General features: G+C 68.8%; 22 protein-coding genes, 1 pseudogene and 1 riboswitch. Of the genes and pseudogenes, 10 read left to right on the top strand and 13 right to left on the bottom strand.

The window, feature by feature from the left end:
- The first annotated feature begins 79 nt into the window (after positions 1–79).
- Both AWC16_RS14155 and AWC16_RS14160 read left to right on the top strand, forming a co-directional pair.
- The gene (locus tag AWC16_RS14155) at positions 80–574 is read left to right on the top strand and encodes a bifunctional nuclease family protein (protein ID WP_085265377.1); all 495 of its coding nucleotides are present in this window, start codon (positions 80–82) and stop codon (positions 572–574) included.
- Positions 575–807: 233 nt separating this feature from the next.
- Positions 808–1,443, top strand: coding sequence for a MerR family transcriptional regulator (locus tag AWC16_RS14160; RefSeq protein ID WP_085265378.1), 636 nt, complete (start codon positions 808–810; stop codon positions 1,441–1,443).
- A 48-nt stretch (positions 1,444–1,491) separates the two neighbouring features.
- Here AWC16_RS14160 and AWC16_RS14165 read toward each other — a convergent pair whose 3' ends face one another.
- Together AWC16_RS14165 and AWC16_RS14170 are read right to left on the bottom strand one after the other, a co-directional pair.
- Positions 1,492–2,124 (bottom strand): TetR/AcrR family transcriptional regulator, encoded by a 633-nt coding sequence (locus AWC16_RS14165; protein ID WP_085265379.1) that lies wholly within the window; start codon positions 2,122–2,124, stop codon positions 1,492–1,494.
- Positions 2,121–3,029: an oxygenase MpaB family protein gene (locus tag AWC16_RS14170; protein WP_109561410.1), complete on the bottom strand. Its 909-nt coding sequence runs from the start codon at positions 3,027–3,029 to the stop codon at positions 2,121–2,123. The genes AWC16_RS14165 and AWC16_RS14170 overlap by 4 nt, the downstream gene beginning before the upstream one ends.
- A gap of 126 nt (positions 3,030–3,155) precedes the next feature.
- Positions 3,156–3,253, top strand: a riboswitch (glycine riboswitch).
- A gap of 161 nt (positions 3,254–3,414) precedes the next feature.
- Between AWC16_RS14170 and gcvP the strand changes: the two genes are divergently transcribed.
- Positions 3,415–6,267 (top strand): aminomethyl-transferring glycine dehydrogenase, encoded by a 2,853-nt coding sequence (gene gcvP, locus AWC16_RS14175; RefSeq protein ID WP_085265381.1) that lies wholly within the window; start codon positions 3,415–3,417, stop codon positions 6,265–6,267.
- A 69-nt stretch (positions 6,268–6,336) separates the two neighbouring features.
- Positions 6,337–7,365 carry a hypothetical protein gene (locus AWC16_RS14180; RefSeq protein ID WP_085265382.1) on the top strand — a complete coding sequence of 343 codons (1,029 nt, stop codon included), beginning with the start codon at positions 6,337–6,339 and terminating at the stop codon, positions 7,363–7,365.
- A 14-nt stretch (positions 7,366–7,379) separates the two neighbouring features.
- On the opposite strand, the gene AWC16_RS14185 is transcribed toward AWC16_RS14180, so the two are convergent.
- The 6 genes from AWC16_RS14185 to AWC16_RS14210 all read right to left on the bottom strand — a co-directional run bounded on the left by AWC16_RS14185 (position 7,380) and on the right by AWC16_RS14210 (position 16,560).
- The gene (locus tag AWC16_RS14185; protein WP_085265383.1) at positions 7,380–9,506 is read right to left on the bottom strand and encodes a substrate-binding domain-containing protein; all 2,127 of its coding nucleotides are present in this window, start codon (positions 9,504–9,506) and stop codon (positions 7,380–7,382) included.
- A gap of 68 nt (positions 9,507–9,574) precedes the next feature.
- Positions 9,575–11,773, bottom strand: coding sequence for a malate synthase G (locus AWC16_RS14190; protein ID WP_085265384.1), 2,199 nt, complete (start codon positions 11,771–11,773; stop codon positions 9,575–9,577).
- A 30-nt stretch (positions 11,774–11,803) separates the two neighbouring features.
- Complete coding sequence (locus AWC16_RS14195; RefSeq protein ID WP_085265385.1) at positions 11,804–12,703, bottom strand: 3-methyladenine DNA glycosylase; 900 nt, start codon at positions 12,701–12,703, stop codon at positions 11,804–11,806.
- Entirely contained in the window at positions 12,696–13,757 is a 1,062-nt protein-coding gene (locus AWC16_RS14200) for a hemolysin family protein (protein ID WP_085265386.1), read from the bottom strand. Before AWC16_RS14200 ends, AWC16_RS14195 begins: the two co-directional genes overlap by 8 nt.
- Positions 13,750–15,096, bottom strand: coding sequence for a hemolysin family protein (locus tag AWC16_RS14205; RefSeq protein WP_085265387.1), 1,347 nt, complete (start codon positions 15,094–15,096; stop codon positions 13,750–13,752). Before AWC16_RS14205 ends, AWC16_RS14200 begins: the two co-directional genes overlap by 8 nt.
- 24 nt (positions 15,097–15,120) lie before the next feature.
- A complete protein-coding gene (locus AWC16_RS14210) occupies positions 15,121–16,560 on the bottom strand; it encodes a GuaB1 family IMP dehydrogenase-related protein (RefSeq protein WP_085265388.1) in 1,440 nt (479 codons plus the stop codon).
- A gap of 181 nt (positions 16,561–16,741) precedes the next feature.
- Between AWC16_RS14210 and AWC16_RS14220 the strand changes: the two genes are divergently transcribed.
- Positions 16,742–17,623 carry an alpha/beta fold hydrolase gene (locus tag AWC16_RS14220; protein WP_409370669.1) on the top strand — a complete coding sequence of 294 codons (882 nt, stop codon included), beginning with the start codon at positions 16,742–16,744 and terminating at the stop codon, positions 17,621–17,623.
- On the opposite strand, the gene gndA is transcribed toward AWC16_RS14220, so the two are convergent.
- The 3 genes from gndA to AWC16_RS14235 are packed head-to-tail and all read right to left on the bottom strand — an operon-like array spanning position 17,620 to position 20,494.
- Positions 17,620–19,068 (bottom strand): NADP-dependent phosphogluconate dehydrogenase, encoded by a 1,449-nt coding sequence (gene gndA, locus AWC16_RS14225; RefSeq protein WP_085265390.1) that lies wholly within the window; start codon positions 19,066–19,068, stop codon positions 17,620–17,622. The two genes, AWC16_RS14220 and gndA, sit on opposite strands and share 4 nt — an antisense overlap.
- 56 nt (positions 19,069–19,124) lie before the next feature.
- Positions 19,125–20,063, bottom strand: a complete 939-nt coding sequence (locus AWC16_RS14230; RefSeq protein ID WP_085265391.1) for a M56 family metallopeptidase — start codon at positions 20,061–20,063, stop codon at positions 19,125–19,127.
- 14 nt (positions 20,064–20,077) lie between these two features.
- Positions 20,078–20,494: a BlaI/MecI/CopY family transcriptional regulator gene (locus AWC16_RS14235; protein ID WP_085265392.1), complete on the bottom strand. Its 417-nt coding sequence runs from the start codon at positions 20,492–20,494 to the stop codon at positions 20,078–20,080.
- 136 nt (positions 20,495–20,630) lie between these two features.
- On the opposite strand from AWC16_RS14235, the gene AWC16_RS14240 reads away from it, so the two are divergent.
- Positions 20,631–21,044, top strand: coding sequence for a PaaI family thioesterase (locus AWC16_RS14240; protein WP_085265459.1), 414 nt, complete (start codon positions 20,631–20,633; stop codon positions 21,042–21,044).
- Here AWC16_RS14240 and AWC16_RS14245 read toward each other — a convergent pair.
- Together AWC16_RS14245 and AWC16_RS14250 are read right to left on the bottom strand one after the other, a co-directional pair.
- Positions 21,041–22,426 carry an NAD(P)/FAD-dependent oxidoreductase gene (locus AWC16_RS14245; RefSeq protein ID WP_085265393.1) on the bottom strand — a complete coding sequence of 462 codons (1,386 nt, stop codon included), beginning with the start codon at positions 22,424–22,426 and terminating at the stop codon, positions 21,041–21,043. The genes AWC16_RS14240 and AWC16_RS14245 overlap by 4 nt on opposite strands.
- A 118-nt stretch (positions 22,427–22,544) precedes the next feature.
- A complete protein-coding gene (locus tag AWC16_RS14250; RefSeq protein ID WP_085265394.1) occupies positions 22,545–23,216 on the bottom strand; it encodes an SDR family oxidoreductase in 672 nt (223 codons plus the stop codon).
- 256 nt (positions 23,217–23,472) lie between these two features.
- On the opposite strand from AWC16_RS14250, the gene modA reads away from it, so the two are divergent.
- From modA to AWC16_RS25790, 4 genes and pseudogenes are all read left to right on the top strand, one after another.
- A complete protein-coding gene (gene modA, locus AWC16_RS14255; RefSeq protein ID WP_085265395.1) occupies positions 23,473–24,228 on the top strand; it encodes a molybdate ABC transporter substrate-binding protein in 756 nt (251 codons plus the stop codon).
- Between the two features lie 9 nt (positions 24,229–24,237).
- Entirely contained in the window at positions 24,238–25,026 is a 789-nt protein-coding gene (locus AWC16_RS14260) for an ABC transporter permease (RefSeq protein WP_109561419.1), read from the top strand.
- Positions 25,027–25,088: 62 nt separating this feature from the next.
- A pseudogene (locus AWC16_RS25785) lies at positions 25,089–25,523 on the top strand (ATP-binding cassette domain-containing protein); the annotation flags it as partial.
- A gap of 54 nt (positions 25,524–25,577) precedes the next feature.
- On the top strand, positions 25,578–26,144 hold the full coding sequence (locus AWC16_RS25790; RefSeq protein WP_409370677.1) for a TOBE domain-containing protein: 567 nt from the start codon (positions 25,578–25,580) through the stop codon (positions 26,142–26,144).
- The last annotated feature ends 26 nt before the right edge of the window (positions 26,145–26,170 follow it).

The raw sequence follows: 26,170 nt of genomic DNA on the forward strand, positions 1-26,170 counted from the left end.
GCAGCGAGTCATACTGGGACACAGGGACTTGGGACAACAGGGACTTGGGACACAGGCGAATGCGGAGGGCTGACTGGAGATGGGTGAAGTACGCGTAGTCGGCATTCGCGTCGAGCAGCCGCAGAACCAGCCGGTGCTGCTGCTGCGTGAAGCCAACGGTGATCGATATCTGCCGATCTGGATCGGGCAGGCCGAAGCCGCCGCCATCGCCCTGGAGCAGCAGGGCGTGGAGCCGGCCCGGCCCCTGACCCACGACTTGATCCGCGACCTGATCGGTGCGCTCGGGCACACCCTCAAAGAGGTTCGAATCGTCGACCTGCAGGAAGGCACGTTCTACGCCGACCTGATCTTCGACCGCGACATCACGGTGTCGGCGCGGCCGTCGGACTCGGTGGCCATCGCGCTGCGGGTGGGGGTGCCGATCTACGTCGAGGAGGCGGTGCTGGCCGAGGCGGGCCTGCTCATCCCCGACGAGAGCGACGACGAGACCGATGGCGCGGTGCGTGAGGACGAGGTCGAGAAGTTCAAGGAGTTCCTCGATAGCGTGTCGCCCGACGATTTCAAAGCAACCTGACTCGGCGCGGCGGCCTCAGCCCCGTCACAGATACGTCTCATCTCTCTGCGGCGAGGACGACACGCCCACGCGAAAGCATGGTGTGCAAAACCCGGCCCCCATACTTGAACCACGGCGGGAACAACTGCACGGCAGCTCGTCGGACGGCGTATGCTCACGACCAACTCGGGCAAGAGCAAACGCGGCCACCGGCCAGCCAGTGGCAACGAGCGCGATCGGCGAGAGGAAGCATCGTGGGCGACCAACCGGGGCAGGAACAACTGGACTTCACGGGGCAGTCCGACGTGGGTGAGCGTGAGGCCGCAGTGACCGCCTCAAGCGCCGGCGAACCCGTGCAGGCCGGATTGTTCCCCGATGACTCGGTCCCCGACGAACTCGTCGGCTACCGCGGGCCCAGCGCCTGTCAGATCGCCGGCATCACCTACCGCCAGCTGGACTACTGGGCGCGCACGTCGCTGGTGGTGCCCTCGATCCGGGGCGCGGCCGGCTCCGGAAGCCAGCGCCTGTACTCGTTCAAAGACATTCTGGTGCTCAAGATCGTCAAGCGACTGCTCGACACCGGCATCTCCTTGCACAACATCCGGGTCGCCGTCGACCACCTGCGTGAGCGCGGGGTCCGGGATCTGGCCAACATCACCCTGTTCTCCGACGGCACCACCGTCTACGAATGCACCTCGGCCGAGGAGGTCGTGGACCTGCTGCAGGGCGGCCAGGGCGTGTTCGGCATCGCGGTGTCGGGCGCGATGCGGGAGTTGACCGGCGTGATCGCCGACTTCCCCGGTGAGCGCGCCGACGGCGGCGAGTCGATCGCCGCGCCCGAGGACGAACTGGCCAGTCGCCGCAAGTTCCGCGACCGCAAGACCGGCTAGGGTTCAAGCTCCTTACCGTAGATCGAACCCCGTTGGGGTGCAACGCTTTTATCCGACTGCGCGTTCCGCCATCGGCGTGAGGACTTCCTGGGCGAAGAGTCGCAGCGCCGCATCGTCACGGAAATCCGGATCGGTGGACGGCATCGAGATGTAGGTGAGGAACAGCCGGGCGAACACGTCGGCCACCCAGCGCACCGACCGGCTGGGACTGCCGGGGGCATCGCCGTGGATGTAGTTGGCGATGAACGCCGATCCCATCGCGAGTAGGTCCTTGGAATCGGCGGCCGGCAGCGGCCCGAACTGCCCGGCCCGGCTCAACATCGGATGTTCGCGGGCGAAGGTGATGGCGGCCACGAAGGCCTCTGCCACGCCGTGGTGTGGGTCGGGTGTGTTCTCGATGGCGTCGGCGACGGTGGCGAGAAAGCGCTGGGTCTCCCGACGGATCAGCGCCTGGATCAGATCTTCACGCCGGGGATAGCGGCGGTAGGCGGTCATTCGCGACACCCCCGCGCGCCGCACCACGTCTTCGATGGTGATGCGCCGCAGTCCCACTGTCGCGGCTTCTTGGACGGCGGCATCGAGAATGCGCTGCGCGGTCGGGTCGGTGGCGTGTTCGGCGGGCGACCCGGCTGATCCGGTGAAGGCCTGGCCGATGACACTGACGAACTGCGGGTCGATCATGGTTTGGCCGCCGTCGTGAAACCGACACCGTCGGCGCGCTCCCGCGCCAACCGGGCATAGGGGGGAAGTCCGTAGGCCCACCGGATCCGGCGGGCGTCGAACTGCAGCGCCGGGCCGACGAGCCGCCGGGCCAGGCTGGAAGGGCGGTCGAATCCGGTGAGTTCACGCGCCCATCGCGGGGCGTAGCTCATGCCGGCGTACATCGCGAATCGGTGCAGTGCACGGTCGACGGGGGCGGGTAGGTCGGGATAGAAGGGTGCGGTGAGTAGGAACTCGATGAACTCGCGGGTCTGAGCGTTGACGCTGAGTTGCGGGCGCATTCGGCGCACGTAGTCGTCGAGTTCCGCCATGTTCGACGGCACCCACTCGGCGCCGGCCATGCGACCGATCACCGCCTGCTCGGCGAGGTATTGATCACGTTCGTGCGGCGTCAACCGCCGATTCGTGCGCTCGAACACCCGCATGATCATCCACGGGATGCAGGTGTGCACCCAGGCGAGCAGTTCGGGGTCCAGCGCCCGGTATGCCACGCCGTCGGGCCGGGTGCCTGTCACGTGCGAATGGATCGACTTGACCTGTTCGATCAGGTGGGTCGCGGCTTCGGTATTGCCGAAGGTGGTGGTCAGCACATAACCGAGGGTGGTGCGGGCGCGCCGGAACGGGTCCTGACGGTACGTCGAGAGATCCTGCACGCCGGCGATCACCGACGGATGCAGGATCTCCAGCACGATGGCCGGCAACCCGGCCTGCGCCACCGCGGCCAGATCCGCGTTCACCTCCCAGGACACGCTGCCCGGCCCGATCAGGCCTGGATCTCCCGGCTGACCGCCGTAAACGTCGGGATCGTCATGACTTCCGGCGATGTTCTGGAACTCGTCGACGATGCGCTGTCGCAGCGTGCCCATCTCAACCCCTGTTGGTATGAATGTGACATTTCTAGTCTTAGATATACCAGAATGGCGAGGCCGTCCCCAGTGCATTTGCGCCGGATCCCGACGGCCGGCGCCCGGCGGGTAGCATTGGGTCCGCATCAGCCCCGCGCGGGAGAGTTCCGTGGCAGCCAGCCGCGGACGCCGAAGGAGCAATACCTCTCCGTCAACCTCTCAGGCACCCGGACCGCGCGGGCATCGATGCCTCTGGAAAGCGGTGATGCCCGTTCGGGTTCACCCGCCCATGGGGAAAGGCGCCCGGATCGACCGGTGCCGAATCTCTCAGGCGCCCGGGTCGGGCAGACGACAGAGGGGGAGGACACCAGTTCGTCTCGCAGTCGTCCAGCGCCGAGGAGTCCCCGTGTCCGCCCCCTTTGAGCACACCGAGTTCAGCTTTGTCGACCGGCATATCGGACCGGACAGCGCCGCGATCACCGCGATGCTCGCCACCATCGGTGTCGGATCGCTGGACGAACTGGCCGCCAGGGCGGTGCCCACCGGGATCCTCGACGCGTTGAGCGCCGACGGCGTCGCGCCCGGGCTGGAGGCACTGCCGGCCGCCGCCACCGAGACCGAGACGCTGGCCGAGCTTCGGGAATTGGCCGACGCCAGCACCGTCGCGGTGTCGATGATCGGCCAGGGCTACTACGACACGCTCACCCCACCGGTGCTGCTGCGCAACATCATGCAGAACCCGGCCTGGTACACGGCCTACACGCCGTACCAGCCGGAGATCAGTCAGGGCCGGCTGGAGGCGCTGCTGAACTTCCAGACCATGATCGCGGATCTGACCGGGTGCGAGATCGCCAACGCCTCGATGCTCGACGAGGGCACCGCCGCCGCCGAGGCGATGACGTTGATGCACCGTGCGACTCGGGGCAACTCCCATCGGCTGTTGGTGGACACCGACCTGTTCGCCCAGACCGCGGCGGTGCTGGCGACCCGGGCCGAGCCGCTGGGCATCGAGATCGTCACCGCCGACCTGCGCGAAACGCTTCCGGCGGGTGACTTCTTCGGGGTGATCACGCAGTTGCCCGGGGCCTCGGGCCGGGTCACCGACTGGTCGGGGTTGATCGAGGCCGCGCACGAGCGGGGTGCCCTGGTCGCGGTCGGTGCCGATCTGCTGGCATGCACGCTGATCACCCCGCCGGGCGAGATCGGCGCCGACGTGGCCTTCGGCAGCGCCCAGCGGTTCGGGGTGCCGATGGGCTTCGGCGGCCCGCACGCCGGTTACCTGGCGGTGCACTCCCGCCATGCCCGCCAGCTGCCGGGCCGGCTGGTCGGGGTGTCGGTCGACGCCGACGGTTCGCCGGCCTTCCGGTTGGCTCTGCAGACCCGCGAGCAGCACATCCGCCGGGACAAGGCGACGTCGAACATCTGCACCGCGCAGGTGCTGCTGGCGGTGATGGCCGCGATGTATGCCAGCTACCACGGCGCCGAAGGCCTGACCGCGATCGCGCGGCGAGTGCACGGTCAGGCGGAGAAGATCGCCGCCGCCCTCGGCGAGGCCCTGGTGCATGACAAGTACTTCGACACCGTGCTGGCCCGGGTGCCCGGGCGCGCCGACGAGATCGTCGCGGCCGCTCGGACCGCCGGGATCAACCTGTGGCGCGTCGATGCCGATCATGTCTCGGTGGCCTGCGACGAGGCCACCACCGACGCGCACGTGGCCGCGGTGCTGGAGGCCTTCGGGGTCGGTCCCGCCGAGCCCGTGTGCGCCGGCATCGCCACTCGCACCTCGGAATTCCTGACCCACCAGGCATTTCGCCGCTACCGGACCGAGACCGAGATGATGCGCTACCTGCGCACCCTGTCGGACAAGGACATCGCGCTGGACCGCAGTATGATTCCGCTCGGCTCCTGCACCATGAAGCTCAACGCCGCGGCGGAGATGGAGTCGATCACCTGGCCGGAGTTCGGGCGTCAGCACCCGTTCGCGCCGGCCGGTGACGCCGCCGGGTTGCGTCGGCTGATCGCCCAGTTGGAGACCTGGCTGGTGGCGATCACCGGCTACGACGCGGTGTCGCTGCAACCCAACGCCGGCTCGCAGGGCGAGTACGCCGGCCTGCTGGCGATTCACGCCTATCACGCCAGCCGTGGCGAGTCGCACCGCGACATCTGCCTGATCCCGTCCAGCGCGCACGGCACCAACGCCGCGTCGGCGGCGCTGGCCGGGATGCGGGTGGTTGTCATCGACTGCCGCGACGATCCCGGTCATGCTGGCGATGTCGACCTCGACGATCTGCGCGCCAAGGTCGACGAGCACGCGGCGAACCTGTCTGCGCTGATGATCACCTACCCGTCCACCCACGGGGTCTACGAGCACGACATCGCCGAGATCTGCGCGGCCGTGCACGACGCCGGCGGACAGGTGTACGTGGATGGGGCCAACCTGAACGCGCTGGTAGGGCTGGCCCGGCCCGGAAAATTCGGTGGCGACGTCAGTCACCTGAATTTGCACAAGACCTTCTGCATTCCGCACGGCGGGGGCGGCCCGGGTGTCGGTCCGGTGGCGGTGCGCGCGCACCTGGCGGAGTTCCTGCCCGGACACCCGCTGGCCCCGGAGTTGCCGGGCGGGCACCCGGTGTCGGCGGCCCCCTACGGGTCGGCGTCCATCCTGCCGATCACCTGGGCCTATATCCGGATGATGGGCGCCGACGGCCTGCGCGCGGCGTCACTGACGGCGATCGCGTCGGCGAACTACATCGCCCGCCGCCTGCACGAGCACTACCCGGTGCTCTACACCGGTGAGAACGGCATGGTCGCCCACGAATGCATCCTGGACCTGCGGCCGATCACCAAGGACACCGGTGTGACGGTCGATGATGTCGCAAAACGGTTGGCCGACTATGGTTTCCACGCACCGACCATGAGTTTCCCGGTTGCCGGAACCCTGATGGTGGAGCCCACCGAAAGTGAGAGTCTGGCCGAGATCGATGCGTTCTGCGAGGCGATGATCGCCATCCGTGGCGAGATCGACCGGGTGGGCGCGGGCGAGTGGACCGTCGAGGACAACCCGCTGCGCGGAGCCCCGCACACCGCGGCATGCCTGATGGTCGACAAGTGGGAGCATCCCTACACCCGCGAGCAGGCCGCTTACCCGTTGGGGCTCGGCTTCCGGCCGAAGGTGTGGCCCCCGGTGCGCCGGATCGACGGGGCGTTCGGCGACCGGAACCTGGTCTGTTCGTGCCCCCCGGTGGACGCCTTCGCCTGAGCGCAAGCTAAAAAGAGTCTAGGATCGCCTTACTTAATTCATGGTTGAGGCTAGTACCTAGGAGGACTCGTGCAGAAGTCCGTTTCTCGCTCCTGCGCCACAGCCGGCATCGCCCTGGTCGGTGCCGGGATCGTCGCGGTCGCACCGGTCACGGTGTCGCCAATGGCCTCCGCGGTCTCGCCTGCCGTGGCGCTGACCGCCTTCTACGACGACATGGATCTCGGCGGCGTGATCGACCAGGTCCGTCTCGGCACTTTGACCCTCGGGGGATTGCTGAGCGGTCTGGGGCTCAGCGACGAAGGCATGGGGGACCTGCTGAAGCTGGCCACCAACGTCGGCACTCTGGGCGAATTGCTGGACTTTTTGGGCATGGGTGACTTGGGGTTGAGCCCCTACAGCCTGACTGCCCTCCTGGGGCTGGACACCGACCTCTATCTCGACTTCTACCAGAACCTCGACCTGGACCTCGAGCTCGACAACTTCAGGCTCGTCGACGTGCTGAGCGGGTTCGGCATCAGCCCCGAGATCCCGCTCGGTCTGGGCCAGTTGCTCGTCGGTCTCAGCGACGGCAGCCTGGCCGACGCACAACTTGGCAGCCTGCTGTCGGACGTCGGCCTGTTGCCGGCAGTCCTCGGTTTGCTCACCTCGACGGGAGACCCGCTGTTGACCAGCCTCGTCAGCGGTCTGCTGGGCGCCGATGACCTGGAAGCCTTCCTCAACAACGTCACCTTCGGCGATCTGTTGGGCGGCTTGAGCATCGGCGAGCCAGTCAGTTCGCTGCTGGCCAATCTGGGTGGTGCCGTCCTGTCCGTCGGCAACCTGACCGTCGGCGGCATTCTGGTAGATCTCGGCGTCGCCGATTCCACAGCCGGCCTGACGTTGAACGATCTGTCGGGTGGGCTGGGCGGTGTACTGATCGGGGGTCCGCTCGGACTGGAGATCACCGGGTTGTTGAACGGTCTGGACCTGGGTGGACTGGTCGGCTTTCTGGGGCTCGATGACCTGTCGCTCAACCTGGGCGGCCTTGTCGGGGACTGGGTGAACCCGTACCTGGCGGACCTCCTCGAGGGACTCGCTCAGGTCCTAGTTCAGGGCTGAGTAGGGCACAGACCTCAGTTCATCAGCGAGTTCAGTGCGCCGGCCAGTTCGGGGGAGCTCGCCCCGCGCAGGTTCTGGTAGGTGCCCCCGGAAAGTTGGGCCACCGATTGCCAGGTCGCCCGGTCCGGGTCGGCCCCGAAGTCGATGACGTTGACGGCGACCGGGCGTTCGGGGTCGGTGTTCTGCCGGATGAACTCCTGCAGCCCGGGTCCGTCCAAAGTGCGGTCGGTATGCGGGCCGGCGGTGATGACCAGGATCGAATTATTCTGGCCAGCACTGTAATTGGCCAACGCCTGGGTGTAGATCAGCCGCAGCGTGGTGAAGGAGACGGCGCCGCCGGATGTCGAACTCAGCTCGTTGAGCTCGCTGGTCAGGGACGCCGCCCGGGTTCCGCCGTTGACCTGTTCGTCCAGCGGTCCGCCGGTAACCACGTTGCGGCCCTCCACGCCGTCGAATGTCCACAGGCCCACCGAGGAATTCGCCGGCAGCGCCTTGATCCGCTGGTCCAGTGCGGCGATCACATGGGCCAACCGGCTCTTGCCGCCCTCGTCGGTGGTCATGGACAGGTCGAGCATGAGCGTGACCGCCGCACTACCCGGAAGGGTGGTCAGTGCATTGGCCAGGGTGGCTCGCGTCGCATCGTCGCCCACCGACAAGGTGTCCGACATCGCCGGGAACTTGGTGACGTCGCTGCTGGGCGCCGCGACGCCTTCGACACGGAAGCCGGCCTTGGCCAACTCGGCCAGCTGGTCCGGCTTCCGGGCGAACCGGGCGAACTCGCTGGCCGCACTGACCTGCTCCTGTGACAACCACGAGCCGGCGAGCAACACGGTGGGGTAGTCGGCGACCGGCACCGGCCCCGGGGGCAGCCAGAAGCCCAACGCGCTGGCCGGATCTGACAGCGATTGACCGCGGGTGAACAGCTGCTGTTCGGTGGTCACCACCGCATGCACCGGCGCGGCGGCCAGATCCCCTTGGCGGAGCAGTACGTTCATCGCCTCGGCAAGTGAACTGTCGGCGAGCTGAGGCTGGGCGCCGGCCAGCCGGTGCACCGCCCCGATCCCGTCGGTGGCGGGTGCGCCCTTGGGGGCGGCGCCGGCCGCTACCGCCTCGCCGGCGAGGAAGGCGGCGTCGCCGTTGCCGCCGATCGGCAGTGCCAGCCGCAGCGGGCCCCAGCCGGCCAGTCCGATCCGGCCCAGTGCGTCGGGTTCGGTCTGCAGGTCCGGCAGACTCGCCCAACTCTGTTTCTGCAACGCGGTTTTGAGCTCGGGTCGGATCGCCAGCAGCACCGGCGAGGTGACCAGGGAGCGGCTGTCGCTGACGGTTTCCGCGCCGGCGGATGCTTGCAGCCGCGCCGCGGAGACCGAACTGCCCGGAACCCACAGCGCCGGGCGCTGGCCCAGCTGCGCCGGCCAGTCGCCGATGAAGCCACTGACGACGGCATCGGAATCCACCGGCTTGACCTGCACTGACACGCAGCGATCACCCACCGGCTTGGCGGTCTTGTTGAACCGGTCGGCGAAGCCCTGCATGTGGTCGGCGATCGATGGATCGGCGACCACGGCAACCGTCAGATCACCGTCGGCGCAGTTGCCGGCGGCGTCGGCAGAGCGATGCGACAACGAGTTGCCGAAGAAGCGCCACAGGATCACCGCGCCCACCAGGACGACCACCGTCACCAGCGCGGCGATCACGCCGACGCTGACACCGCGCGGACCCCCCGAGTCGTTGCGGTGCCGGCGCCACAGCTCCAGGTCGCGGTGGCCGCCGCGCGGCTCCTCCCGATCAGTCGGCGGCAGCTCATCAGCCCGACCGCCCACCGCCGCGAAAGGACCTGTTCGGTAACGTGATTCGTCCTCCGGGCCGCCGCGGCGCATGTACTGAGCCGGGTCGGCCTCGTCAAACCCGGGGTCATAGCCCCCGTCATAGCCCGCGTCGTATTCGGGCTCATATTCCGAGTCGCCCGCAAAGGTGTCGTCGTAGAAGGCGTCCTGGTAGTCGTCTACGTACTCGTCGTCGTCCGGGTCGCCGAAACCGAAGGGATCGGGAACACCCGGGTCGTCGCGGCCGAAGTCCGGCCCCTCGCGGTCGAACGCGTCGTCGCCGAAATCGTCGGAGCCGGGGAAACTGTGCTTACCCACGGTGGGTGCGTCCTCTCCGCCTGGTCAGCTGTCCGGCCACGGTTATTTCCACTCAGGTCTGCGCAGGGTCAGACACCGGCCCGGGCTTTGAACTCACGCCGCCGCCGATGCAGGATCGGCTCGGTGTAGCCGTTGGGCTGTGTAGTTCCGGACAGAATCAGTTCGCGCGCGGCCGCGAACGCGATGTTGTCATCGAAATCCGGTGCCATCGGGCGGTAATTCGGGTCACCCGCATTCTGCCGGTCCACCGCGGGAGCCATCCGCTCCAGGCTGGACTGCACATCATCGGCGGTGATCACCCCGTGCCGCAACCAGTTCGCCAGCAGCTGCGACGAAATCCGCAGCGTGGCACGGTCTTCCATCAGAGCCACATCGTGGATGTCGGGCACCTTCGAGCATCCCACGCCCTGATCGATCCAGCGCACCACGTAGCCGAGGATCGACTGGCAGTTGTTGTCGACCTCCTCGCGGATCTCGTCGGGCGCCCACGCCAGGCCCTCCGAGAGCGGGATGGTCAACAGCTGATCGATGGTGGCGCGGCGCTTTCCGGCCAGCTCCTGCTGCACCTCGAACACATCCACCTGGTGGTAGTGCATCGCGTGCAGGGTGGCGGCCGTCGGCGACGGCACCCAGGCGGTGCTCGCACCGGCGCGCGGGTGGCCGATCTTCTGGGCGACCATGTCGGCCATCAGGTCGGTCATCGCCCACATGCCCTTGCCGATCTGGGCGTGACCGGGCAGCCCGGTGGCCAGACCGGCGTCGACGTTGTTGTCCTCGTAGGCCAGGATCCACGGCTGCGACTTCATGGTCGCCTTGCGCACCATCGGCCCGGCCTCCATGGAGGTGTGGATCTCGTCGCCGGTGCGGTCCAGGAAGCCGGTGTTGATGAACACCACCCGATCCGCGGCGGCCTTGATACAGGCCCGCAGGTTGACCGTGGTGCGCCGCTCCTCGTCCATGATCCCGATCTTGAGGGTGGCCTGCGGCAGGCCCAGCACGTCCTCGACCCGGCTGAACAGCTCGGCGGTGAAGGCCACCTCGTCGGGGCCGTGCATCTTCGGCTTGACGATGTAGATCGACCCGGTGCGGCTGTTGACCAGCGGCCCGTTGCCGTCGGAGGCGCTCAGGCCGTGCATGGCGATCAGACCGGTGAACAGCGCGTCCTGAATGCCTTCGAACACCTCTGTGCTTTCGCCGCCGTCGGCGCCGATGACGATGGCGTCGTTGGTCATCAGGTGGCCCACGTTGCGGACGAACATCAGGCTGCGGCCCGGCAGGGTCAAGGTGCCGCCGTCCCGGGAGGTGAACTCACGGTCGGTGGCCAGGGTGCGGGTGAAGGTCTTGCCACCCTTGCTGACCTCCTCGGCCAGATCGCCGCGGTTGAGGCCCAGCCAGTTGCGGTAACCCAGCACCTTGTCCTCGGCGTCGACCGCGGCCACCGAGTCCTCGAAGTCCATGATCGTGGTGACCGCCGATTCGAGCACCACGTCTTTGATGCCGGCGGCGTCGGTCGCCCCGATCGGTGATTCCGGGTCGATCAGGATCTCGATGTGCAGCCCGTGGTGGGACAGCAGCACCGACGACGGAGACTCCGTGGAGCCGAGATAGCCGACGAACTGATCAGGATCGGCCAGGCCGACCGAGAAGTCGTCGCCGAGAGTCGCCAGCAGTTGGCCGTCATCGATCTTCAGGCCGGTGATGTCGGACCACCCGCCGGACGCCAGCGGGGTCGCGCCGTCCAGGAACTTGCGGGCATAGGCGATCACCTTGTCGCCGCGAACCGGGTTGTAGCCGGTTCCCTTCTCCGCGCCGTCGTCCTCGCTGATCACGTCGGTGCCGTACAGCGCGTCATAGAGCGAACCCCAGCGGGCGTTGGCGGCGTTGAGGGCGAACCGGGCGTTGAGCACCGGCACCACCAGCTGGGGGCCGGCCTGCACGGCGATCTCGTCGTCGACGCCGGCGGTGGTGACGGTGAAGTCCTCCGGCTCGGGCAGCAGGTAGCCGATCTCGGTGAGGAAAGCCCGGTAGGCCTCGGTGTCCAGCGGCTCGATCACCCGGTGGCGGTGCCACTTGTCGATCTGCGCCTGCAACTCGTCACGACGGGCCAGCAGCTCCTGGTTCTTGGGCGTCAGGTCGGCGACGACCTTGTCCACGCCGGCCCAGAAGCTGTCCGGGTCCAAGCCGGTGCCCGGCAGCGCCTCGTCGGTGATGAAGTCGTACAGCGTGCGAGCCACCCGCAATTCGCCCACCGACACGCGGTCCGTCATGATTTCCTCCCTCATAGCCAATCCACCACCTTACCGGCCGACAGCGCGGCTCTCTGCATCCTTGACCGCGGCCAACCGGTCACACCGACTGAGCAGGGCGGCCCGCAGCGGTGCGGCGCGCTGGGCGATTGTGCCTTGGTGCCGGACGTATTCGGCACGGCCGGCCGGGTTTTCGATCGGTATGGGCGCATAGCCATAGCCGCTCAGGTCGTACGGGCTGGCCCGCATGTCGAGCTCGCGCGCGTCGGCGGCCAACTGCAGGCAGTCCAGCAGCAGCTCGGAATCGATCAGTGGTCCCAGCTTGTAACACCACTTGTACAAGTCCATGTTCGCGTGCAGGCAACCCGGTTGCTCCCAATCGGTTTGGGTGGCCCGACGGGGTGCGCCGGCGTTACGCGGCGCCGCCGCGGCGGTGAAGAAACGGAACGCGTCGAAGTGCGTGCAGCGCAACGGTGTTGACTCGACCACCCCGTCCACCTCGGCCGCGGAGAGCCGCAGCGGAACGTGGCCGTGCCGGACCGCGTCGCTGCGATACACCATCGCCCACTCGTGCAGACCGAAGCAGTTCAGCTGTGCCGGCCGCGCAGCGGTGGCGCGCAACAGACTTGCGATGAACGTCACGGTGTCGGCCCGCTCACGCGCGAAGCCCGCGTCCACGCGCACCGTCCCGTCGGCCACGGTGTACCCGCGGCGCCCGCGATAGTCGCGCAGCGCGGCCGCGCCGGTGAGGGCCACCCAGAAGCCGGGATTCCAGCTGCGCAGCTGCCGTGGCCGCAGGCTGTAGTAGCTGAACAGGAACTTCGGCACCGGGTCGCCGGCGGAGATCCGGCGTAACCGGGGCGCCAGGAAGCCCTCCAGGCGCAGCCGGTACGCCTGGGCCCTGGCCTGCCACTGCGCGGCGTCCAGCTCGGATTCGACCAGGTCAGACACGATGCGTTCCGTCGCGGACGGTGCCGACGACGTCCTGGACCATGTCCTCGAGGGTCACCATCGCCACCGCCGTGCCGTCGGCGGCGACCGCCAGGGCCAGATGACTGTTACTGCGCCGCATCCGCGACAACGCGTCGGCCAGCGGCAGCGAAGCGGGAACCCGGGGCAGCGGCCGGACGGCGGCGATATCCACAACAGCCTCAGCTGCCTCAGCAGCCCCTTCGCTGAGCGCCAGCACGTCCTTGATATGCAGGTAGCCGACGTATTCGCCCTGGTCGACGACCGGGAACCGCGAGTAACCGGTCTGGGCGAAGGCCTTCTCGACGGCGGCCAGGGTAGGCCCGCGGCCGGGGGCCGCCGCCGGCACGGCACGGATGTCGCCGACCGGCAGCGCAACGTCAGCGACCACCCTCGTGCGGATCTGCAGCGCGCGGGTCAACCGGGTGTACTCCTCCAGATCCAGCAGGCCCGCCGAGACCGATTCGGCGATCATCTCGCTCAATTCGACGGTGGACACCGTGATCTCCAGCTCGTCCTTGGGCTCGACCCGCACGGCGCGCAGTGTGACGTTGGCGCACCAGTTGTAGAAGACGATGAACGGCCGAGCAGCCGCCATGTAGACCAGATACGGCGGGATCAGCAGCATCGCCGCCGTCTCGGGGCCTGCCAGGGCGATGTTCTTGGGCACCATCTCGCCCAACAGCACATGCAGCGTCACCACGATCGTCAACGCGACAATGAACGCCACGGTGTGCAACAGCGCGTCGGGGATTCCCACCAGCCGGAACGCAGGCTCGAGGAGATCGGCGACGGCCGGTTCACCGATGCGGCCGAGCAGAATCGAGCACACCGTAACGCCCAACTGCGCCCCGGCCAGCATTCGTGACAGCTGCTCGCCGGCCCGGATCACCGTGACCGCGCTTTGCCTGCCCTGTTCGGCCAGCGCCTCGAGCCGGTCGCGTCGCGCTGATATCAGCGAAAACTCGGCGGCGACGAAGAAGGCGTTCGCCGCGAGCAGCAGCACGGTCAACGCGACGTTGAACAGATCAGCCATCGGCGTGCCCCAGCCGGGTGAGCACCAGCAGGTCGATACGCCGGCCGTCCATCCGGACCACCCGCGCCAGCCAGCGGGGCGCGTGCCCGGACAGCTCGTCGGGGTTGAATGCGGTCAGCTCGACGGTCTCGCCGGCCGCCGGAATGTGGCCCAGTTCCTGGAGCACCAGCCCGCCGATGGTCTCGTAGGAACCCTCCGGCGCGCGGTAGCCGGTGGCCGCAGCCACCTCGTCGATGCGCAGCAGGCCCGACACCTGCCAGCCACCGCCGGACGCGACCACGTCCGGGGTGGCGTCGTCGTGTTCGTCGCGGACATCGCCCACGATCTCCTCGATGAGGTCCTCCACGGTGACCATGCCCGCGGTGCCGCCGTACTCGTCGACGACCATGGCCGCCTGCTGTCCGTTGGCCCGGATCTGTTCCATCACCGCGTCGCCGTCCAGGGTGGACGGCACCACCGCGACGGGTTGGGCCACAGCCGTCACCGGGGTGGCGGCCCGATCGGCGACAGCCACCGCGAACACCCGTTTGACGTGGACGATGCCGACCGTGGCGTCCAGGTCACCGTCGACGACCGGGAACCGGGAGAAACCGGTGTCGATAGCTGCCGCGACGAGGTCGGCAACGGTATCGCCGGCCTGCAGGCTCACGATCTTGGATCGCGGCGTCATCAGCTCCGCGGCGGTCAGCGCGCCGAACCGCAGCGACCCCCCCACCAGGGCCGCGGTGGTCGGGTCGAGGGCGCCGCTGCGCGCGGAATTGCGCACCAGCGACGCCAGCTCCCTCGCCGAGCGAGCCGACGCCAGGCGCTCGGCGGGCTCGATGCCGAGCCGCTGCAGGATCCGGTTCGCCGTCCCGTTGGTCACCTTGATCGCGATCGCGAACAGCCGCGAGAACAGCAGTTGCGGCCCGGCTACCGCCCGGGCGATCGGCAGCGGGCGCGCCACCGCCAGGTTCTTGGGCACCAACTCGCCGAAGACCATCGACACTGAGGTGGCGATCACCAGGGCCAGCAACAACGCCACCCCGGCGGCGGTCCGATCGGACAGGCCCAGCGCCTCCAGCGGGGGGCGCAGCCACCGGGCCAGCACCGGTTCGGCCAGATAACCCGTGGCCAGCGTGGTGATCGAGATACCCAGCTGGGCGCCGGACAGCTGGAATGACAGAGTGCGATGAGCCTCTTGGATGTAGGCATCACGACGGCCGCCGCGACGGGCGTTGGCCTCCACGGCGCTGCGTTCCAGGGTGGTCAGCGAGAACTCGGCGGCGACGAATACCGCGGTGCCCAGGGTGAGGACCGCGAATGCCAACAGGCTGCCCACAGTGACTATCAGGCTCATCGGATGCTCATCGCGGTGTGGAGCTCACCACCCGAACGGCAGTGGATGGCCCTCGGCGAAACCGGCGGCCGACTGCACCCCGAGCACCACCCGCTCATGCAACTGAGCCAGGTCGGTCGCACCGACGTAGGTGCAGGTGCTGCGGAGACCGGAGGTGATGTGGTCCAGCAGGTCCTCGACGCCGCCGCGGTCCGGGTCCAGATCCATCCGCGAGGTTGAAATCCCTTCCTCGAACAGCGCCTTGCGAGCCCGGTCGAACGCGCTGTCGGCGGCAGTGCGGGCGGCAACGGCGCGTTTGGAGGCCATGCCGTAGCTCTCCTTGTACGGCCTGCCCTCCCGGTCGAACATCAGGTCGCCGGGGGACTCGTAGGTGCCGGCGAACCAGGAGCCGATCATCACGTTCGACGCTCCCGCGGCCAGCGCCAGGGCGACGTCGCGGGGATGGCGCACCCCGCCGTCGGCCCACACGTGGGCGCCCAGCTCGCGTGCCGCGGCCGCGCAGTCCAGCACGGCGGAGAACTGAGGCCGACCCACCCCGGTCATCATCCGGGTGGTGCACATGGCACCGGGCCCGACGCCGACCTTGACGATGTCCGCCCCCGCGGCGATCAGGTCCCGGGTGCCCTCCGCCGACACGACGTTGCCGGCCACCAGGGGGACGCCCGGGCCCAGGGCCGCCACCGCGCTGATCGCCTGCAACGCCTTCTCCTGGTGCCCGTGCGCGGTGTCGATCACCAGCACGTCCACCCCGGCGTCCAGCAGGGCGGTGGCCCGGACCGTGACGTCGCCGGTGATGCCGACCGCTGCGGCGATGCGCAACCGGCCGGACGCATCGGTGGCGGGGGTGTAGATCCCGGCCCGGATCGCACCGGTGCGGGTCAGCACACCGGCCAGGGTGCCGTCGGGGTTGGTCAGCACGGCGATGGGGACCGGCGCGTGCTCCAGCAGGTCGAAGACCTTGCGCGCCTCGGTACCGACCGGCGCGGTGACAAGGTCCGACAGTGCGACGTCGCGGACCCGGGTGAAGCGGTCCACACCCTCGCAGCAGGCCCTGGTCACCAGGCCGGTGGGCCGGCCGTCGACGGCCACCACCGCCGCGCCGTGCGCGCGTTTGGTGATCAGGGCCATCGCGGCGGACACCGAATCGTCGGGGGAGAGCAGGACCGGGGTGTCGGCGACCAGGTCGCGGCTCTTCACGAATGCCACGGTTTGGCGGACGGCCTCGATCGGCAGGTCCTGGGGCAGCACCACGATGCCGCCGCGCCGGGCCACGGTCTCGGCCATCCGCCGGCCGGCAACCGCGGTCATGTTGGCGACGACCACCGGGATGGTGGTGCCCGAGCCGTCGACGGTGGCCAGGTCGACGTCGAGGCGCGAATCGACGGCCGACCGGTTGGGGACGATGAAGACATCGTCGTAGGTCAGGTCGTAGGCGTGGTGGTCGTACCCGCTCACGAACTTCATCGGGCGACCACCACCGGATTGTCGGGTTCCGACGAGCCCATCTGTTCCCCTCCACACGTCGCGGGCCGCGGTCCGCCCACCACCGGGCGGTACGGTTTCGGCCCGGTCAGCAACGGTACCGCCAGCGCGACGGTGCAGACCACTTGGCGGGCGCTCCGGCGGTGCAGCGTCGCGGTGCACAATGGCCTCGATGACCATGACGACATTGCCGAGCAGCGTGCGCGACTGGCGGGACGGTGGCCGGTGGGTGTCGACCGCCGCGGGCCGGGTGTTTGTGCGATCAGGTGCGGGGGAAGGGCCTACTGTGCTGCTGCTGCACGGTTTTCCGACCTGCTCCTACGATTTCCGGTCGGTCATCGCCCGGCTTGCCGGCCGGTCCTGGCTGACGATGGACTTCCTCGGGTTCGGCCTGTCGGACAAACCGCGTCCGCATCACTACAGCCTTTTGGAGCAGGCTGATCTGGTGCAGCAGGTCGTGTCGAGCATCACCGGTCCGGTGGTGCTGGCCGCGCACGACATGGGCACCTCGGTGGCCACCGAACTTCTGGCCCGCGACCTGGACGGCACGCTGGGCTTCGACCTGCAACGAGCGGTGCTCTCCAACGGCAGTGTGATCTTGGAGCGGGCCAGCCTGCGGCCGATCCAGAAGGTGCTGCGCGGCCCGTTCGGCGGAGTCGCCGCGCGGTTGACCAACCGGCGCAGTTTCGTTCGCGGGTTCGGCCGGCTGTTCAGCGCCGATCATCCGCTGGCTTCCGACGAGGCCGCCGCACAATGGGCCCTGCTGACCCACAACGGGGGCCATCGGATCGCGCACCTGCTCTCGGCCTACCTGCACGAACGGGTCCGGTATGCGCAGCGCTGGCACGGCGCAGTTCGCGAGTGGCCCAAGCCGCTGGGCTTCGTGTGGGGACTCGGCGACCCGGTCGCCACCACCAATGTGCTGGACGGTCTGCGGGAGCTGCGCCCGGGCGCCGACGTCGTCGAACTTCCCGGGCTGGGCCACTACCCGCAGATCGAAGACCCGCAGGCCTACACCGATGCCGTGCTGCGCCTGCTGGCCTAGGCCGGTACTTCGCTGCGGTCGGCACTCCACAGCGTGTGGAACTTGCCCGGCATATCCACCCGCCCGTAGCTGTGCGCGCCGAAGTAGTCACGCTGAGCCTGGGTCAGGGCGGCCGGCAGTCGCTCGGTCCGGAGGCCGTCGTAGTAGGCCAGGGCCGAGGAGAAACCGGGCGCCGGGATACCCAGACTGACCGCCGTGGTCACCACCCGCCGCCACGAGTCGATGGCAGCCTCGACCGCGCTGCGGAAATACGGCGCGGCCAGCAGGCTCACCAGGTCGGCGTCGGTGTCGAAGGCCTCTTTGATGCGGTTGAGGAACTTCGCGCGAATGATGCAGCCGCCGCGCCAGATGGTCGCCAGATCTCCCGGGGTGACATTCCAGCCGTGTTCGGCACTGCCGGCCTGAATCTGGTTGAAACCCTGCGCATAAGCGACGATCTTGGACGCGTACAGCGCCTGGCGGACGTCCTCGGTGAACCGGGCCGCATCGGCGGGGAGCTCCCCGAGCGATCCGGAGGCCAGGCCCGCCGCGGCGCGGCGCTGGGGGACCGAGCCCGACAGCGCCCGAGCGAACACCGCCTCGGCGATGCCGGTCACCGGAACGCCCAGGTCCAGCGCGGATTTCACCGTCCAGCGGCCGGTGCCCTTCTGCTCGGCTTCGTCGACGATGATGTCGACCAGCGGCTTGCCGGTCTTGGCGTCCACCTGACGCAGTACCTCGGCGGTGATCTCGACCAGGTAGCTGTCCAGTTCCCCGGCGTTCCACTCGGTGAACACCTCGGCGATCTGCGGCGCCGACAATCCCAGCCCGTCGCGCAGCAACTGGTACGCCTCGCCGATCAGCTGCATATCGGAGTACTCGATGCCGTTGTGCACCATCTTGACGAAGTGGCCCGCCCCATCCGGCCCGATGTGGGTGCAGCACGGCACCCCGTCGACGTGCGCGGAGATCTCCTCCAGCAGCGGGCCCAGCGATTCGTAGGACTCCTTGGGGCCGCCGGGCATGATCGAGGGCCCGTTGAGCGCGCCCTCCTCGCCGCCGGAGATACCGGCCCCGACGAAGTGCAGGCCGCGAGCGGCCATCGCCTTCTCCCGGCGGATGGTGTCGGTGTAGAGCGCGTTGCCGCCGTCGATGATGATGTCGCCGGGCTCCATCGCGTCGGCGAGTTCGTTGATGACGGCGTCGGTCGGGTCGCCGGCCTTGACCATGATCAGCACCCGGCGCGGCTTTTCCAGGGCGGCAAGGAATTCCGGGATCGACTCGCTGCGCACGAAGTTCCCCTCGGAACCGTAGGCGTCCAGCAGCGCGTCTGTTTTGGCGACCGACCGGTTGTGCAGGGCGACGGTGTAGCCATGGCTGGCGAAGTTGCGCGCGATGTTGGACCCCATGACGGCCAGACCGGTCACTCCGATCTGGGCGGTGCCGACAACCTTCGACGCGCTCATATATTCGCCTTTCGGTGGTAGAGGATCCCGATCCGAGGTACGCCGGGCGGCGTGGGTTACCTCGCGATCAGTCGGTGCAGTTCGGTCAGCCACGGTACCGCCAGCGCGACCGTGGGCACCGTCAGCACCCCGGCGGCGGCCGTATAGGCAGCGGCCGCCACGGCGCGGCTGTTGCCCCGGCCCGAAAGTCGCTGCACCCGCAGCACCGTGTTGGGGCCGCCGGCCGCCAGCGCGCCGGCGGGGACGGCGGCCGAAGCGCAGGTCACCAGGGCGCGGGCCAGGGGAGGAGCGCCGGCAACCCGGACGGCGGCGTCGTCGGCGAGCAGTTCGACCAACAACCGGACCGCGTCCAGGGCGCTGGCACTACGCACAAACCGCGGAAACGCGGTGTGCACCGCCGTGAAGGCTTCCAACACCAGGTCATGCCGGGCGCGCAGATGGGCCTGCTCATGACACAGCAGGGCGGCCAGCTCGGTGTCGCTGAGCGCGTGCAGCGTCCCGGAGCTGAGCACCACCCGGCTACGCATCCCGGGCAGACAGTAGGCCAGCGGCTGCATCACCTGCAGGATCCGCAGGCCGCTGGTGCGCACCGCCGGAGCGCCGTCGGTGACGCCGACCAGATCGACCAGCATGCGGTGCCGGGCCCGGCGCTGCCGGGTGCCGATCGCGAGCCGCAACACGGTCAACGTCAGGCGCAGCCCGACCATCAGCGTCAACGCGAAGACCGCGGTGTAGAAGGTCCACAGCGGCCAGCCCAGACGTTCGATGGACCCGAAGATCGTGGATGTGGGCCGGCCATCCGGGCCCGGCATCAGCAGGCGGGTCGCGGTGGCCAGACCTGCGCTGAACGCAGATAGAACCGCGGCGATCGCAACGGCCTGCCAGAGCACCATCGCGGCCCGCGGAGCGCGTAGCGGCCAGTCCGCGCGCGCCAGCAGGGCGGGTACCGGCCCTACGAGCAGCAGCGCGACGATGGTGAAGGCCAGCGCGGACACGCTGCCAGTCTCCCTCAGGACGCGGGTCGGCCGCCAGCCGGGAGGCCGATGCGATGTTTGGCTTCCAGCTCATCGAGGGCGCGCCGCAGTGCCGCGGCCTCGTCGACGCCGACACGCTCGACGAAATGCACCAGCGCGGCACGGCGGTCTCCGGAGTCGGCGGCCTGGTCGAGTGCCTCCACCATCAGCCCGGCGACCAGCTCATCGCGCCCTCGGACCGGTGTGTAACGGTGTGCGCGGTCATCGCGGATCTGCGACACCAGATTCTTCTTGGCCAGTCGCTGCAGGACGGTCATCACGGTGGTGTAGGCCAGGTCGCGCTGAACGGACAGCGCTTCATGGACCTCGCGCACCGTCTGGGACTCCGGCGTGGACCACAGATGATCCATCACCGCTCGTTCCAAGTCCCCTAAGTGGGTCTGTTTCGCCATGTCGTTATCAACTCCCCGGGCAACGGACCAAGCCTACCCTTATTTACTACCGGCTGTCGTATGGGAAAGCTGTGGGTCTGCTCGGCGCAGCAGGTGTGAACGTCGCCGCGATGTGGGGATCGTGTACAACCATGGCATGGCTGTCACCGGCTTCCCGCCCCAGTTCGCCGCACCCTTCGACAGCGAGATTGGCCTGGTCTACACCGATATCGGCCCCGACGGTGCGCGCGCCGAACTGGAGCTGCAGCCCAAGCTGTGCCAGCCGGCGGGGATCGTGCACGGCGGCGTCTACTGCTCCATCATCGAAAGCGTCGCCAGTGTCTCAGGTCACAGCTGGCTGACTGCGCAAGGCGGTGATCCGGACGGTTCTGTCGTCGGCGTCAACAACAACACCGACTTTCTGCGGGCAGTCTCGTCCGGAACCGTCTACGCCGAGGCCACTCCGATCCATCGTGGCCGTCGCCAGCAGCTGTGGCTGGTGACGATCACCGATTCCGACGAGCGGGTGGTCGCGCGGGGCCAGGTCCGGTTGCAGAACCTGCCCGGTTAGCTGACCGCGCGGTCGACACCGCGCTGTGCCTCGGCCGCCAGCATTTCGAGCTGTTCGAGCCGGGTGCGGGCAAAGGCCTGCTGCTCGGTGATCGCCAACTGACCCCTGCCGGTGCTCAAGAACGTGAGGTTCCACGACAGCAGCGTGCTCACCTTGTTCTTGAACCCGACCAGGTAGATCAGGTGCAGTACCAGCCAGGCCAGCCAGGCGATGAACCCGCTGAACTCCAACGGCCCGATTTTGCTGACCGCGGAGAACCTGGACACGGTGGCCATCGAGCCCTTGTCCAGGTATTGGAACGGTTCCCGGTCGGCCGGGTTCGCGCCGCCGAGCTCGGCTTTGATGGTGTTCGAGACGTGCTTGGCGCCCTGAATGGCGCCCTGCGCCATGCCGGGGACGCCGTCGACCGCGGCCATGTCGCCGATGACGAAGACGTCCGGGTGACCCGGCACCGACAGGTCCGGCAGTACCTTGACCCGTCCGGCACGGTCGAGTTCGACCGAGGACTGCTCGGCAAGGTCACGGCCCAGCGGGCTGGCCGCGACGCCGGCGGACCACACCTTGCACTGGGATTCGATTCTCCGGATGGTTCCGTCGGCATCCTTGACGCTCAGCCCGTTGCGGTCGACATCGGTCACCATGGCGCCGAGCTGGATCTCGACGCCCATCTTCTGCAGGCGCTCGGCGGCTCGGCGGCCCAGCTTCTCGCCCATCGGGGGCAGCACGGCGGGGGCGGCATCGAGCAGGATCACCCGCGCCTGGGTGGTGTCGATGTGACGGAAGGCCCCCTTGAGGGTGTGGTGGGCCAGTTCGGCGATCTGGCCGGCCATCTCGACGCCGGTCGGTCCGGCGCCCACGACGGTGAACGTCAGCAGCTTCGCCCGCCGTTCGGGGTCGCTGGACCGCTCGGCCTGCTCGAAGGCGCTCAGGATGCGGCCGCGCAACTCCAGGGCGTCGTCGATGGTCTTCATGCCGGGCGCGAACTCGGCGAAGTGGTCGTTGCCGAAGTAGGACTGTCCGGCGCCGGCGGCGATGATCAGGCTGTCGAACGGGGTGTCGTAGGTGTGGCCGAGCACCTCGGAGGTGACGAACTTCTCGGCAAGGTTGATGCGGGTGACGTCGCCGAGCAGCACCTGGGCGTTGCGCTGCCTGCGCAGCACCACGCGGGTGCACGGGGCGATCTCGCCCTCGGAGAGGATCCCTGTCGCCACCTGGTACAGCAACGGCTGGAACAGGTGGTGGGTGGTGCGGGCGATCAACTTGATGTCGACGTCCGCCCGCTTGAGCTTCTTTGCTGCGGTCAGGCCACCGAATCCCGATCCGATGATGACGACCTGGTGGCGTCTGTTCAGCGGCGCAGTGACTTCAGGCTGGGCATTCATGGGAATCCGGTTGCTCCTCGACGGCGACTGCGTTCACCAATACGCTAGTCGACCTAATTCGCGGTCACGGCATCCGCCGGTTGTGGGATTAGCCACTTCCGGTCCGCTGCCGTCGCAGTCAGGCGAAACAGGCCAGCGCCCCGTGGCCGACGTGCAGCGTCTGGCCGGTGATGTGCCGGGACGCCGGCGAGGTCAAAAACACCGCCAGGCGGGCGATCTCGTCGGCCCCGGTGGGCGGGACGCTGGTCAGCCCGTCATAGCCCGGACGGGCGCCGTCTCCAGCGGCGACCACGTTGACGGTGATCCCGCGGGTGCCGAATACGGTGGCCTGCCCGGCGGTCCAATCCGACAGGGCGGCCTTGACCGCTGCGTCGGCGCTGCCGCCGCGGGGGTTCTCCGGCACCACCGAGATGATCGAGCCGCCGGAGCGCAGGTGGTCGCCGACGGTCGCAACCGTCAGCACCGCCGACAGCACGGTGGCGTCGAGCGCGCTGCGCCACGCGTTGGCCTGGTCGGCCAGGGAGTACCCGCGCGGGTCGCCGCCGTGCCAGCGTGGCGCCGGGACGTTGACGATGGTGTCGAGGTGGTGCGGGAACAGGCTGCGGGCCTGCTGCAGGCTGTTGGGATCGGTGTTGTCGCAGACGACGGCTTCGGCGTCGAGTTCCTTGGCGGCGACCTCGAGTTCGGGGCCGCGCATACCCGCGAGCGTCACCTTGTGGCCAGCCTCGCTGAAACCCTCGGCAACGGCGCGACCCAAATCGGTGTCACCACCGGTGACCAGCACATCCATCGGTAGGACCTCCTCTGTTCGCAGCTATGTTACTGGACAGTAGCGGCTTTGTGGGTTAGGGGCGCAACTCGGCACGGACACGATCTGGCCACGGTCGGGGGGCCAGGCACTTCGCCGTGCTTGCGATCGCCGCTGGGTTGATGGCGGGCGACCCGCGCGCCCGGCTTCGCCGTGCTTGCGATCGCCGCTGGGTTGTATGGCGGCGACCCGCGCGCCCGGCTGCGCCGTTCTTGCGATCGCCGCTAGGGTGCGATGCATGGCGCGAACGCGGGCGGCCTGTGCCGCGGTGGCGATCATGCTGGCGGCGGGGACGGCCGGCTGCAGCTCCGGCCCCCAAACGCCGTCGATCACGGTGTTCGCGGCGGCATCCCTGCAGCCGGCGTTCACCGAGATCGCCGAGCAGTACAAAACCGAGTATCCCGGCATGGCGGTGGACTTCAACTTCGCCGGTTCCTCCGATCTGGCCACCCAGTTGACGCAGGGCGCCGGCGCTGACGTGTTCGCCTCGGCGAACACCGCTCAGATGGACAAGGTCGCGCAGGCCGGTCTGCTGGACGGCGCGGCGGTACCGTTCGCCACCAACACGCTGGTGATCGTGACCGCCCCCGGAAACCCGCACCGGGTGCGGTCTTTCGCGGATCTGGCCGGACCCGGGCTGGCCGTGGTGGTGTGCCAAGACCCGGTTCCGTGCGGGGCGGCCACCCACAAGGTCGAAGAACGCACCGGGGTCTCGGTGAACCCGGTCAGCGAGGAACCCGACGTCACCGATGTCCTCAACAAGGTCACCACCGGTCAGGCCGATGCCGGTGTCGTCTACCGCACCGATGCGATCCACGCCGGGGACAAGGTGGCCACCGTCGAATTCCCCGAGGCCGCGGGGGCGGTCAACACCTATCCGATCGGCCTGCTCAAGGACGCGCCGCAGGCCGGGCCCGCGCGGGCGTTCGTCGACGTGGTCACCGGCGAGGCGGGGCAGAAGATTCTGCACGCGGCCGGCTTCGGCAAGCCCTGATCCGCGGTGGTGCGCCGGCCCAATGACCTGCCGGGCTGGGTCTATGTGCCCGCCGCGATCGGCGCGTCGTTCGTGCTCCTGCCGTTGGTGGGGATCGCGGTCAAAGTCGACTGGCCGCATTTCTGGTCGCTGATCAGCAGTCCGTCCGCCACCGCGGCGCTGGCGTTGAGCCTGCGGACCGCCACGGCCAGCACCGTGCTCTGTGTGCTGCTGGGGGTGCCGATGGCGCTGGTCCTGGCGCGCAGTCAAGCGCGGATCGTGCGGCTGCTGCGGCCCCTGGTACTGCTGCCGCTCGTGCTGCCGCCGGTGGTGGGCGGGATCGCGCTGCTGTACGCGTTCGGGCGCCTCGGGCTGCTGGGCCGCTACCTGGACGCCGCCGGAATCCACATCGCGTTCACCACCACGGCGGTGGTGCTGGCCCAGACTTTCGTGTCGCTGCCGTTTCTGGTGATCGCACTGGAAGGCGCAGCCCGCACCGCCGGCGCCGACTTCGAGATGGTGGCGGCCACCTTGGGCGCCCGGCCGAGCGCGGTGTGGTGGCGGGTGACACTGCCGCTGCTGACCCCCGGGCTGATCTCCGGTGCGGTGCTGGCGTTCGCCCGGTCGCTGGGCGAGTTCGGTGCGACGCTGACCTTCGCCGGGTCCCGCGAGGGCGTCACCCGGACGCTTCCGCTGGCCATCTATCTGCAGCGGGTCTCCGACGCCGACGCCGCAGCGGCGATGTCGCTGCTGTTGGTGGCCGTGGCCGCAGTGGTGGTGCTGGGGCTGGGTGTCCGGCGACTGGGCGGTGTCGGGTGACCGCCGTATCGGACGGGCTGACGCTGGAAGCCGTGGTGGCCGAGCGCGGCCTGGATGTGCGGTTGAGCATCGCGCCGGGTGAGGTCCTTGCTGTCCTGGGGCCCAACGGCGCCGGCAAATCGACCTTGCTGCACGTGATCGCGGGTCTGCTGCGGCCCGACCAAGGCCAGGTGCGGATCGGTGATCGGATACTGACCGACACCGGGGCCGGGGTATACGTGGCCACCTGTGACCGCCGGGTTGGACTGCTGCTGCAGGATCCGCTGCTGTTCCCGCACCTGAGTGTGGCGGCCAATGTGGCGTTCGGGTCGCCCCAACGTCGCCGCCGCCTCAGGGATCTGCGCAGGGCGTCCGCCCGGGCGGCCGCGGCGCCATGGCTGCGGGCGGTCGACGCCGAGGCGCTGGCCGAGCGCCGGCCACGCGGGCTCTCGGGCGGGCAGGCGCAGCGCGTCGCGATCGCCCGTGCGCTGGCCGCCGAACCCGAGGTGCTGCTGCTCGACGAGCCGTTGTCCGGGCTCGACGTCGGGGCGGCGGCCGGGGTGCGCACCGTGATGCGCGAGGTGCTGAGTGCGGCCGCCCGCACCACCGTGCTGGTCACCCACGATCTGCTCGACGTGTTCGCGTTGGCCGACCGGGTCCTGGTGCTCGAGTCGGGCCGTATCGCCGAGATCGGCCGCACCGCTGACGTATTGGCCGCGCCACGCAGTCGGTTCGGGGCGCGCATCGCGGGGTTCAATCTGGTGACCGGGGTCCTCGAAGGCGATGGCATCCTGCGCACCCGGTGGGGTGACCGGTGGTACGGAACCGCCGAGGAGGGGCTGGACGCCGGCCGGCCGGCGGTTGCGGTCAGCACGCCGCAGGCGGTTGCGCTGTATCGGGAGCCCCCGCGTTCGGGCAGCCCGCGCAACCTTGTCGAGGTGACGGTGGCCGAACTCGACGTACGCGGTCGCACGGTCCGAGTGCGCGGCGTCGATCAGCCGGACGGGGCGCCGGGACTGGCCGCCGACATCACCGCCGACGCCGCGGCAGAGCTGCGGTTGACGCCGGGGGAGAAGATCTGGTTCGGGGTCAAAGCACATGAAGTGACCCTGCGCGCGACACACCTCGGCACCGCGTAACTTGCGTACCGGTGGCAACACGGTAG

Origin of the sequence: Mycolicibacter longobardus, from assembly GCF_002102265.1 — a bacterium.
Lineage (GTDB): Bacteria > Actinomycetota > Actinomycetes > Mycobacteriales > Mycobacteriaceae > Mycobacterium > Mycobacterium longobardum.